This is a genomic window from Brumimicrobium sp. (genome assembly GCA_023957385.1).
Lineage (GTDB): Bacteria > Bacteroidota > Bacteroidia > Flavobacteriales_D > Crocinitomicaceae > Brumimicrobium.
Window position 1 is genome coordinate 2,177,468 of the sequence record JAMLGZ010000001.1, and the last position, 11,905, is coordinate 2,189,372.

10 protein-coding genes and 1 riboswitch are annotated in these 11,905 nt (G+C 33.4%); of the genes, 7 read left to right on the forward strand and 3 right to left on the reverse strand.

Annotated features, from left to right (window positions below; genetic code table 11):
- Position 1 precedes the first annotated feature (1 nt).
- On the forward strand, positions 2–571 hold the full coding sequence (locus M9897_09535; GenBank protein MCO5269123.1) for a hypothetical protein: 570 nt from the start codon (positions 2–4) through the stop codon (positions 569–571).
- 2 nt (positions 572–573) lie between these two features.
- On the opposite strand, the gene M9897_09540 is transcribed toward M9897_09535, so the two are convergent.
- From M9897_09540 to M9897_09550, 3 genes are read right to left on the reverse strand one after another with little or no spacing between them, the layout of a single operon-like run.
- Entirely contained in the window at positions 574–1,296 is a 723-nt protein-coding gene (locus tag M9897_09540; protein ID MCO5269124.1) for an ABC transporter ATP-binding protein, read from the reverse strand.
- On the reverse strand, positions 1,296–2,309 hold the full coding sequence (locus M9897_09545) for an iron ABC transporter permease (protein MCO5269125.1): 1,014 nt from the start codon (positions 2,307–2,309) through the stop codon (positions 1,296–1,298). The genes M9897_09540 and M9897_09545 overlap by 1 nt, the downstream gene beginning before the upstream one ends.
- A gap of 54 nt (positions 2,310–2,363) precedes the next feature.
- Positions 2,364–3,293 carry an ABC transporter substrate-binding protein gene (locus M9897_09550; GenBank protein ID MCO5269126.1) on the reverse strand — a complete coding sequence of 310 codons (930 nt, stop codon included), beginning with the start codon at positions 3,291–3,293 and terminating at the stop codon, positions 2,364–2,366.
- Between the two features lie 308 nt (positions 3,294–3,601).
- On the opposite strand from M9897_09550, the gene M9897_09555 reads away from it, so the two are divergent.
- From M9897_09555 to M9897_09580, 6 genes are all read left to right on the forward strand, one after another.
- Positions 3,602–4,324: a hypothetical protein gene (locus M9897_09555; protein MCO5269127.1), complete on the forward strand. Its 723-nt coding sequence runs from the start codon at positions 3,602–3,604 to the stop codon at positions 4,322–4,324.
- Positions 4,325–4,465: 141 nt separating this feature from the next.
- Positions 4,466–4,655: riboswitch (cobalamin riboswitch) on the forward strand.
- A gap of 113 nt (positions 4,656–4,768) precedes the next feature.
- On the forward strand, positions 4,769–5,698 hold the full coding sequence (locus M9897_09560) for a DUF4465 domain-containing protein (protein ID MCO5269128.1): 930 nt from the start codon (positions 4,769–4,771) through the stop codon (positions 5,696–5,698).
- A 6-nt stretch (positions 5,699–5,704) separates the two neighbouring features.
- Positions 5,705–7,690 carry a TonB-dependent receptor gene (locus M9897_09565; protein MCO5269129.1) on the forward strand — a complete coding sequence of 662 codons (1,986 nt, stop codon included), beginning with the start codon at positions 5,705–5,707 and terminating at the stop codon, positions 7,688–7,690.
- A complete protein-coding gene (locus M9897_09570) occupies positions 7,677–8,732 on the forward strand; it encodes a hypothetical protein (protein MCO5269130.1) in 1,056 nt (351 codons plus the stop codon). Before M9897_09565 ends, M9897_09570 begins: the two co-directional genes overlap by 14 nt.
- Positions 8,725–9,711 carry a T9SS type A sorting domain-containing protein gene (locus M9897_09575; protein ID MCO5269131.1) on the forward strand — a complete coding sequence of 329 codons (987 nt, stop codon included), beginning with the start codon at positions 8,725–8,727 and terminating at the stop codon, positions 9,709–9,711. The genes M9897_09570 and M9897_09575 overlap by 8 nt, the downstream gene beginning before the upstream one ends.
- A 127-nt stretch (positions 9,712–9,838) precedes the next feature.
- Entirely contained in the window at positions 9,839–11,881 is a 2,043-nt protein-coding gene (locus tag M9897_09580) for an OmpA family protein (protein MCO5269132.1), read from the forward strand.
- Positions 11,882–11,905: the final 24 nt, after the last annotated feature.

Consider the following 11,905-nt stretch of genomic DNA (forward strand, 5'->3'; position numbering starts at 1 on the left):
AATGAAAAATCTAATCCTTTACCTCATTTTATCTCTATTTATCTGGACAAGTTGCACTCAATCCAAGAAAGAAATAGATATTCCCAATTACCCTTTTTTACAAGCAGACTCGCTGATGCATTTTAAGGTAGGAGATCGTTTTATTATTGGAGATCGATACAACAGCTGTTGTATGTCTGCTTGGATACAACAAGATACTGTAAACGATTATGTAATCTCTCCATTATTTAAATATATTGAAACGATAAAAGATATAGCCGATTCAGATTGTGATGGATGTTCGGATTATTATTATAGCATATATGAATGTACACAACCAGGTATAGATACTTTACACTATTTAGAATTAGCGATGAGCGACTTAGTAAATGTCTCTGAGGCTATTAAATTCAATAACGGAACATTAGATATGACACAATTTATCATCTTACATCGTGGTGACTTTGATGAAGCCTTTATGGAAGAATATACTTTTATAGATTCTTTGGGAAATAAAGATGAAAGGAAATTAGTTTTTTCTCAGGAGGCTATGAATTATAAGATAAACTATTTAATTTCTGTATCTAAGTAGATTCATGAGAATATTTTCGAAATTATCTCTTCTTTTTGGAAAGGAGCTGTAAACTCTACCAATTGCCTATTGTTTTTATCAATTGCAATAATCTTCGTACAATATTCAAAACACAATTCTAGATCATGAGAAGAAATAAATACTAATTTCTCATTGTGTAGAGCCACATTTTGTAGTATCCCCATCACTTTTCGCTTGTTGTTATAATCCAAAAAGGCTGTAGGCTCATCTAAAACCATTACCTCACTTTCCTGTGCTAACGCCTTCCCTATCATAGCGATTTGACGTTCGCCATCACTTAAAAAAATGGTGTCTTTTTCTTGTAATTCCATTAAGTCTAGTGAATTTAATACCTCATCTATTACCCTCTTATCCTCTTCACTCAATCGATTCAAAATATTTGTATAAGGCGCTCGCCCCATACTAATCAATTCATAAACTGACAAATGGTTAACACCAAAAAATTTAGAAGGCACATAACTCAATGTTTTTACTTTTTCCTCTTGGGTAAGTTGAAACAAACTCTTATTATGCACACAAATTTCACCTTCTATAGGAGTTATAAAACCCATCAAATGATCAAAGAGCGTAGTTTTTCCAGAACCATTAGGTCCAATTAAACCCACTAATTCTCCCTTTAAGAACTCCAAATTTCTTGCTTCAAACAACAATTTAGGTTCTTGTTTTCCTTGAAATCCGATATGTAAATTTTGAAAATGAAGCATCAGAATTTTTTAAGAATAATCCATACAACTACTGGAGCTCCAATTAACGCAGTAAGTGCATTTAAAGGAATCTTAATGGTATCCATTAAAAGTTGCATTAAAATATCACAAAATACTATCAAGACAGCTCCCATTAAGGCACTTCCCAATATCAACTGAAAATGATTCGTGGTTTTATATACAAATTTCACCATATTTGGAATAATTAATCCTACAAACGCAATAGGTCCACAATATGCCGTAATTACACCTGATAGAATGGAAGTAATCAAAACTACTACAAAGCGAATTTGCTTTGTGTTTACACCCAAAATTGAAGCATTTTTATCTCCTAAAACTAATAAGTTTAGCGGTTTTGCTATAAGTAAACTAAGTAAGAATCCCATTAGAACTACTACAAAAAGACCTGGCAATTGGCTATAGCTTATTGATTGTAAAGAGCCAAAACTCCATAACATAAAAGTTTTTAAGTCATTTGGGTCAGCATAAGATTGTATCACACTTACAATAGCACCAATAAAACTTCCCAACATTATTCCAACCAGCAAGAGCGAAATTTTATTTTTTAAATAAAGTGAGCTAGCTAATACTAAGAGTCCTACTAAGAAAGCCCCTACCATAGCAGCTGTAACTAAACTAAAAGAAGTGCTTATTACATGGAAAGAAAACATCGTTGAAATCGCAACAAATAAAGAAGCTCCTGAGTTTATACCCAATACATAAGGTCCAGCTAAAGGATTCTGGAAAAGTGTTTGCAAAAGTAAACCTGATACAGACAAAGCAATTCCTACCATTACTCCCGTAATCACACGGGGAAATCGAAAAATACGTACCATGATTTCACTTTGAGAATTTGTATCATGTGCAAATAAGGCTTTCCAGATATCGGCAAATGAGATGGAGAAACTCCCCAAAGTCAAATCATACATTACTAACAATATGAGTAATATCAATAAAATGAGAGACCATTTCCAATATGTTTGTTGCTTACTTTGCACAAATTTATTCTTCATTTTGTGCATCAAAGATACCATATTGACTCTTATGATAAGGATTAAGATAAGAAATTATTCCAATATCAGTTTAGAATAATATTTCATTTCTGTGTCTTCAAATACTTCTGGATGGAAAATCTTAGCAATATCTTCCAATACGATATGTGGCTCAATAGCTGAATTTTCAAAGAAACAATTCATATTACCCATATAGGAATATAAATTTCCTAGTTTTACCGATCTAAGCAAAGCGAATTTAGAATTTTGTGCCAATAACTCTTTGCGAGAAGTGGCTGCCATATTAATCCAATTTTCTACGTCTTTATTATCATTAATAACTTCTTCTAAAGATAATTCTAAACTACCTGTTCCAGTAGATTCTTTATACACATAGTTCACATTGGCATCTGCTAGTAATTGAGCATTATAACTTCTCCCCGTTGGCGCATTAAAGATATCTCCCCAATAAGTCCCTGACAAAGCTTGAGGGTATATGGATAGTTGCTGAAGCTTATTTGCTAAATTTTCATATTTTATTCTAATATCTTCAAAAATTGCATTTGCCTCCTGTTCTTTATGAAAGAGAATGCCATAAATTTTAATCCATTCTGCTCTACCTAAAGGATGGTTTTCTTTCCATTCATACATTAAGAAAGTTTTTAAACCTATTTGCTTAAACTTATTAAAAATAGGCGTATTCATATCATAACCCGAATAAAAGATAAGGTCTGGTTGAACAGCTGCATAAGACTCTGCATTTGCGCGAAAAATATCACCAACGGCTTTTATTCTTGACTTATCAAATGATTCGCACACATACTCCCATTCTGGAATTCCTACTAATTTATCAAGAACCCCTAATGCTCTCATCATTCCAATATGTGTAGCTGAACCAGCAATAATTCGTTTAGAATTACTTGATATATCCTCATTTAGTCCGTCTTTCGTTATCCTATATTCTTTTAATATTTCAAGATTATCTGGGTTTTTAACTTGAATCAAAGTATAATTTTCATATTTTATGACTAAAAAACATTGTGCATATATATTCTGAAGCGTATCTCCCCTCTCATTTACATTAGAAAGAGACACGTTTTTTTGATTTCCTTGGCAAGAAATCAAGGAAATAAGAAGTATGCAAAAAACTATACAAACACAATTTCTACTACTCATCATTCGAAAGATTGAAATGACAATGATAAGAAGATTATAAAGAAATATGTATTTTTCATTAACCTAATTACTTTTTTTGCGTATAAACCTAAGTTATTATGAGAAATTTATACATTAGCAAAATAAAACTATATTACATGAAAAAGATTTTACTAAAAACTGTAGCTATATCCCTAGCTCTTTTTACTTATGCACAAACTACTTTAGCACAACAAACAATTGTTGAATTTGATGGCGCCAATAACGAATTTGTTATTACAGATTGGACAGTAACAGGACCCGGTTTTCCGCTCCCTGATAAAATTTCAATTACAGCTAACGAATCTGGAACGCTAGCCATTAACAACAATAACACCTATAAAAACATAACCGTAAAAGTGTTATTTAAAAAGCAAAATCAAGCACCAGCTAGCTCTATCATGTGTAATTATGAAATTAAAGATAATAATGGCGTTGCTAAAACGAAAACAGGTCTAATTTCGGACAATACTAGCGCAACAGAAAACGTGCTTATTTACAACTTTAATAATTCAGATGAATTTAAAATTAAAAGTTTTAGACTTTATAATCCGGATAAAGCTGCAACAATTGTTTATATCAAAATTTCAGGTACTTTAGCGACACTTGATGTAGAGGATAACTACCTTGATTTTAAAGTAATAGCACAACCGGAGTTTTTAACCATTTCTAGTGAAAAGGAGGCTACACTTTCTATTTTTACTATTACTGGTCAATCTTTAGGAAATTATATCATTCATACAGGAGATAATACCATTATGAACAATGCTAAAGGCGTTCTTTTATTAGTATTAACTGATGAGAAGAATGCAGTTATTGGTCGTAAAAAGATTATGAAATAATTCAAATCTTAAACTAGTTTAAAAGCTGTTGTTTTGAACAACAGCTTTTTTTATTGGATTTATTAGTAAACTTCTCAGTTTGTAACTTTTGATATATAATTATTCTCTCCCTTATCTTGCTTTAACCAAAATCATCTTTATCTTTGTTCTAACATTTTAGATGTGTGTATGAAAATACCCACTAGGAATCTTGTGTAAGTCAAGAACTGTATCTGCAGCTGTAAGCTCTACATGTCCTCTCTACAAAGTCACTGAGTGAACCCAAAACACTCGGGAAGGCAGAAAGGATAAGAAGCAAGTCAGAAGACTGATCTAAAATGGAGTTAAGGAGACTTCAGATAAAAGTCGAACTTAAAACACTGTTATACAGTTGTCATAGTTCCATGTAGAGTATAAAAACTCAATTTGATGTCTTCATTTGTTTAATTTTTTAAAACTTAATAAATGAAGAAGTTTTATTTTCTAGCAAGTGTGCTTCTTGCTGCATTCACAATTCAAGCACAAACCACGATTGATTTTGAAGAAATCACACTCACACCCGAAACCTATATTCCCGCCACAAGTGGAGATGGTACCTTCGTTTCCAAAGGGGCTACATTTCATAGCTACTATTTTGCTGATTGGGACTGGTGGACCAGTTGGTTCGCTCCTTCCAACATGACTGATAATACCACTGCTGGTTTTACAAACGAGGGAAGTGCATATCCTGCTAGCGGAGCAAATAGCTCAAGCAATTATGTGGTTTTCCTATCTGGAGATGCAGACAATGGTTATATTTCATTTGATGACAAAGTTGACATGACAAGTATGGCTATTACAAATACCACTTATGCTTTTCTATCTATGCGCGATGGAGATGGTTTGGCAAAAATATTTGGTGAAAATGGAGATAAAGATTTCTTCTATGTTGATATCTACGGTATAGATGGGAACGATACAATTGCAACTACTCGTTTTTACTTGGCTGATTTTACATCCGATGAAGCGACAGATCATTATATTGTAGATAGCTGGGAAAATGTTGATCTTTCAGCATTTCAGGGAATTACTCAAATATCTTTTCATTTGACAACCTCAGATATGGGAACGTATGGACCAAATACTCCTTTTTATTTTGCACTAGACGACTTAGTATATACGGAACATACACTTTCTTTAAATGAAGAACAAGCAAAATTATTTAAGATGTATCCTAATCCAGCTCAAAATACACTATATATCGAAGGAGAAGGAAGCTATGAAATTAGCAACTTAAATGGTCAATATATCTTAACCATAAACGCAAATCAAAAAACAGATATCTCTCACATTCAGCCAGGAATATACTTAGTTACAAATCAAAACCAACAAACTCAAAAATTGATTATTCACTAATCTCTCATGAGTTTTAAAGGCATACATATTTCATTGGATAAATTATTTATCATGTTTCTATATGGAGTGTGTATGCCTTTCTTTGCTTTCGGGCAATCGGATACTACTGTTTTTGAAGAAATTACCATCAAAGGTCACCACCCACGATTTGAACAACAAACCATCTTAAAACAACAAGATATACAAAAGTTAGTTCCTTCTGATTTAGGTACTGCATTACAATATATTAATGGTATAAGCATTAAAAATTATGGAGATATTGGAGGACTCAAAACGCTATCATATCGAGGTTTAGGTGGAGAACATACACAGTTAATTATAGATGGAGAACCCATTAGCGATCCTCAATCAGGACAAATCAACTATGCTACCATCCCTCCAAATAACATTGAAGAAATCAAACTATATGAACAGAATAATTCGGAACTACTTCCTGTTTCTGCTTTAGTTAAAAGCAATGTTGTACTCGTTAAAACCTTTGATCAGCAATTTGGAACACATCCTTTTGCTCTAAGAACTAATTTTCTATTAGGTAGCTTCGGGCAAAAAGAAGCAGATATACGTCTAAAAAATACAGGTAAAAACTATTTTATAAGTACTTCAGGAGCCTATAAAGCATACAAAGGAGATTATACATATCGTTTACCATTTGGCAATCAAGATACTTCCTATCGCAGGCAAAATAATGAACTCACTGATTTTCATATCAATTTAGGCGGTGGTTATAAGTGGAGAAAGCAAGAAAATAAACATGTTCTAACCACTAATTTGTCCACCCACACTATACAACAAGAACTCCCCGGAGCTGTAATTTTGTATAATAACTTAACACAAGCTACCATGAGTACACAAAGTTCTCTTGCTAGTTTACACTATAATTGGTATAGCAAGAATAGTACACTTAAAGGATTTGCACAATATGCTCATAGATATTTAAGATATTACGATCCAAATTTTCTGAATAGTGTAGGATTTCTTGAAAATAAATACACAACACAATCTGTGAGCGGTGGCTTCCATTATCAATATCATTGGAAAGATTTTTATTTCAATATAGGTGATGATTTTTCGTATGATATATTAACCAGCAATAGAGATATTGGGAGCCCAAGTAGATATACCAATACAGCTATGTTACGAGTAAAATACGAAATGAAATATTTCTTTGCCGAAGCAAATGGTTTTTTACAAAGTTTTATAGACAACAACACTCTATTTTCACATCAAAAATCCTATCATAAATTCAACCCTACAATAGCTATTTATACCTCTGAACAATTAGTAAAAAAAATCCAATTTTATGCGTGGTTTAAACCATCATCCCGAGCTCCTTCTTTCACAGATTTGTATTATTCGCAAATAGGGAATAAGGATTTAGACCCAGAGGAAGCCACACAATTCAACGCAGGAATTAATTCAGGATTTACTCAAAAAGGATTCTCCCTCACCATTCAAACAAACTTCTTTAAAAATTGGGTGCGCAATAAGATTTTAGCACTACCAACCAAAAATCTATTCATCTGGTCGATTCAAAATGTTGGAAAAGTAGATGTGATTGGAGGAGATATCAATCTGAATCTGAAATACGAATATAAAAATTGGAGAACTTCTCTACAACTAGGATTTAACTATCAACAGGTAGAAGATATCAGTGATAAAAATAGCCCTACTTATCGCCATCAAATTGCTTATACTCCTAAAATTACGGGAAATACACTTTTTAGCATCTCTTTCAAAGGAATATTTTTAAGTTATGCTGGACTATACATCGGAGAACGATATAGTTTGAATGAAAACATCCCAAGTAACCATCTTGATGCATATTTTACTTCTGATTTATCATTAGGGTACCAATTAAAACTGGCAGAAAAACATACTATTGAGCTACAAGCAGGTATCAAAAATCTGACTGATATACCATATAATTATATTCGGTATTTTGTCATGCCGGGAAGAAATTATTTTATAAAATTAAGTTATGCGTTTAATTAGAAATTATACACTCTTATTACTTGTCATTGCAGGAATGTTTTCTTGCAAAAAAAAGGACGTAATCCCAGAGCCTTTACCTGATACCTCTAAGGAAGGGATGTTGGTGCTTCACGAAGGACTTTTTAATCAAAACAATAGTTCTCTCAATTGGTTAGACCTATCAACTGGTGAAATGAGTGAAGACCTGTTCTTAAAAGTAAACAATCGTCTTTTAGGAGATGTGGCCAACAAAATGATAGCTTACGGTGGAAAAATTTATATCTCAGTTACCACTTCTAGTACAGTAGAAATTATTCATAAAAAAACCTTTAAGAGTTTGCAACAACTTGCATTTAACTATCAAAATAAATCACAACAGCCTAGAAGTTTAGTCGGGTACAAAAATTCTGTCTTTGTAACAAGTTATGACGGTTATGTGACAGAAATAGACACTACAACCTTACAAATTAAATCTCGTCTTAAAGTTGGAAAGAACCCAGAAGGAATTTGTGAATACAATGGAGATTTATATGTAGCAAATTCTGGGGGCTTGGATGCTCCTAATTACGACAATACTGTTTTAAGATTGAGCACATTTCCGCTTGCCATTCAAGATACATTCGTCGTAGGCAACAACCCTATAGATGTAGTTAGTGATAGTTTTGGAAATATCTATGTTGCTAAACGAGGAGATTATAGCAATGACCCAAGCGAACTTATTAAAATCACACCAACTGGTGATATTATTCCTTTGGGAATACCCGCTACTACACTATCTATCCAAAGTGATATACTATACATCTGCTTCTATGATTTTAATTCAGGGAATGCAAAAGTAAGCACCTATAACTGTACTACTCAATCCACTGAAAATGACAATTTCATTTCAGGTAGTAATTTCACCACTTTGTATGGAATTATTCCTTTTAAAACCAACGAAGTAATTGGTCTAGATGCCATGAACTATACCAATAGCGGTTATATACGTTTTTTTAAAAATGGTCAAATTTCAAAAAATTTCAAAGTTGGATTAAACCCAAATAGCATCATCTATTATGAATAAAATTTATATAACACTCATCACCTTATTTATATTTCAAGTAGGATATACGCAGGATTATGCACCAGCTGCTGGGCTACCTGGAAGCACGGCGATTAAATACGATTCTTCTGTTTTTGTAGCTTGGGCTACTGGGATAGATTTATCCCGAGGTTATATCAATATAGAAAATCCAAGCGCTTCCTACAATGGATTTAACTATGCTTCTTATGGAGAACCCGAAGATGCATTAGGTCCAGCATCTGGAAATTCAACAGACGGTGTTGTTTCTTTGGGAGATAGTGGAGTTGCTATACTAACCTTTAAACATCCAATTATCAATGGAGATGGATGGGATTTTGCCATTTTTGAAAATAGTGTAACAGATGATTTTTTAGAGTTAGCCTTTGTGGAAGTAAGTTCAGACGGTGTCCATTTCGTCCGTTTTCCTAATCATTCTAAAACTCAAACAACAACACCTATTGGGAGTTTTGGCTCCATTGAAGCAACAGATATACACAATCTAGCAGGTAAATATCGCGTAGGATTTGGAACTCCTTTTGACTTAGAAGATCTAAAAGATAGTGTTCTCATAGATATCCAAAATATAACGCACATAAAAATTATAGATGTGGTAGGTACATTAGGAAACAAGGGAGGAGTAGATAGTTATGGCAACAAAATAAACGATCCCTTCCCTACTGCTTTCCATTCAGGGGGTTTTGACTTGGCTGGCGTAGGTGTAATTCATCATAATCCAAATGTGACATCATTAGAAAATTTATCGTATCATTTTATAAGAATTTATCCAAATCCTACAACTTCCTATATCACTATTGAAGTACAAAATGAAATGGAAATCACTCTTAAAGACATACTTGGCGCAACAGTATTATCGCAAACAATCCATGCTGGTTCGAATAAGTTATCACTTGAATCTTTTGGTTCAGGGATTTATTTTCTTAGAACACAAGGAGAAACCATAAAGTTGATAAAAGAATAATCTAATCAACATTTCATCGTTTGAAAGTCATAAAAGAGTCAAAAATAGAATGGCTCTTTTTTTGTAAGTTTGGCGTAACTATCCGTGAAATTGCGGATTATACAATATTTAACGATAAATAATGATTATGAAATATTTTTATTGGTCTCTGATTTTATGCCTCAACCTTATCCAATTCTCATTTGCTCAAGTAGAAGACGAATCGTGCTTACCACCCAATAAAAAAACACAAAAACTATTAGATAAAGCAAAAACATCTTCTCCCCAAGAAGCTGCCGATTTATTCCGTCAGGCAACAGAATCAGAACCAGATAACGCACAGGTACACTATGAATTTGCACTTTACGCTTACAATAAAGGCTTAGAAGCATACGATAGAAATCCAAATCCTTCGGTAGGGGATGGTAATATGCGTATTGCTGAACGTGAATTTCAATTAGCCCTTGATAAATGTAAGGACTATCATTCTGACTGCTATTACTATATTGGTGTCATAAATTACAGTTTTGAGAATTCAAAAAAAGCAATAGAATATTTTAAAAAATTTCAACAATTTAAAAGTGACGATGTTAAGAAATATGCTCCTGATCACGAAAAAAGGTTACAAGATGTTGCTGAAGTATTAAAAGTTTATCAAGACGAAATGTCCTTCTACGACAACAAAGTTCCCTTCGAACCTAAAAAAGTAGAAAATGTAAGTTCTCCCGTTGATGAATACTTTCCTATGATATCTCCCGATAATGAGTTAATGTTCTTTACTCGAAGAGTAGATAGAAAGGCAAAGGGCGACATTATGTCGAGTATTAAGGAGGAGTTTACATGGGCAAAACGTAAAAACATACACAGCCCTTTTGATATAGGAACGCCACTTGACATCCCTTTCAATGATGGAACATTTGATAGCTATGGAGCAGCAACACTCTCCGTAGATAACAAGGAAATGATTATCTGTGCATGTAAAGACGAAAAAGTAAACGGGCAAACCTATCGAAATTGCGATTTATATGTTACCAAATATCGAAGAACTGGTCAAGGGGGGAATGATTATATTTGGTCTCCACTGGAGAACCTAGGAAGTGCTATTAATACTCCTGATGGTTGGGAAGGACAACCTTCACTTTCAGCAGATGGAAATATTTTATATTTCACAGCGAATCGCCCGAATACTCAAAATGACGATATTTTCTTTTCCGAGCGTCTGGATGACAACTCTTGGGGACCTGCCCAGCCTTTTTCTATTGTCAATACGCCAGGAAAAGACAAAAGTCCATTTATCCATCAAGATAGCGAAACATTTTACTTTGTTTCTAGTGTTTCCCAAGAACGTAAAGGCTTAGGTGGGACAGATATCTTTTATATGCGGAAAGATGATAAGGGAAATTGGACTAAACCAAAAAACATTGGGTACCCAATTAACACAGAAGATGATGAGATCGGATTGTTTGTATCTATTGATGGAAAAGAAGCTTATTTTTCTTCTAGACAAAGAAACAACTGGGACATCTATTCTTTTGATTTATATGAAGATGCCAGACCTCAAAAAGTGGTTATGGTTAAAGGAGAATTAAAAGTAGAAGACGAAACAGAGCTAGAGAATGTAGAGATTGAAATTACCTACGAAAATTCAAATAAAGTAGAGACAATCAAGGTAAATTCGGATGATGGAAAATATGCTGCCATCGTAAAAGCAAAAGAAAATGAAGATGTCATGTTAAACATTAAAAAAGATGGATTTGCTTTCGATTCACAAATCATTGTTAAAGAAGATTTAGCTAAAGCTGAAACCATTACTGACAAGAACATGGAAATTCGAGAAATAAAAGTAGGTGAGCCTTATACAATCAATGATATTTTGTATGCTACAGCTTCAGCAGAGCTAAATGATCGCTCCAAATTTATTTTGAAACAATTTGCACGTTTTCTTAAACAAAACACACAATATCGAATCCTTATCCAAGGACATACAGATAATGAAGGTAATCCTGACAACAACCTATCTTTATCAGATCGAAGAGCAAATGGCGTAAAAGATTATTTGATTTCACTTGGCATTGATAAAAACCGTTTAGAATCAAAAGGATACGGACAAACACAGCCCAAAGTTCCAAACACAAGTGCAGCCAATAAGGCTATCAATCGTAGAACTGATTTTGTAATCGAGGAAATGTAATATTTATAGATGCTATGGAAACAA

What these genes read in the sequence shown, in the direction of transcription:
- M9897_09580 (MCO5269132.1), top strand. Translation starts at nt 9,839, where the DNA reads ATGAAATATTTTTATTGGTCTCTGATTTTATGCCTCAACCTTATCCAA.
- M9897_09575 (MCO5269131.1), top strand. Translation starts at nt 8,725, where the DNA reads ATGAATAAAATTTATATAACACTCATCACCTTATTTATATTTCAAGTA.
- M9897_09570 (MCO5269130.1), top strand. Translation starts at nt 7,677, where the DNA reads ATGCGTTTAATTAGAAATTATACACTCTTATTACTTGTCATTGCAGGA.
- M9897_09545 (MCO5269125.1), bottom strand. Translation starts at nt 2,309, where the DNA reads ATGAAGAATAAATTTGTGCAAAGTAAGCAACAAACATATTGGAAATGG.
- M9897_09540 (MCO5269124.1), bottom strand. Translation starts at nt 1,296, where the DNA reads ATGCTTCATTTTCAAAATTTACATATCGGATTTCAAGGAAAACAAGAA.
- M9897_09565 (MCO5269129.1), top strand. Translation starts at nt 5,705, where the DNA reads ATGAGTTTTAAAGGCATACATATTTCATTGGATAAATTATTTATCATG.
- M9897_09555 (MCO5269127.1), top strand. Translation starts at nt 3,602, where the DNA reads ATGAAAAAGATTTTACTAAAAACTGTAGCTATATCCCTAGCTCTTTTT.
- M9897_09560 (MCO5269128.1), top strand. Translation starts at nt 4,769, where the DNA reads ATGAAGAAGTTTTATTTTCTAGCAAGTGTGCTTCTTGCTGCATTCACA.
- M9897_09535 (MCO5269123.1), top strand. Translation starts at nt 2, where the DNA reads ATGAAAAATCTAATCCTTTACCTCATTTTATCTCTATTTATCTGGACA.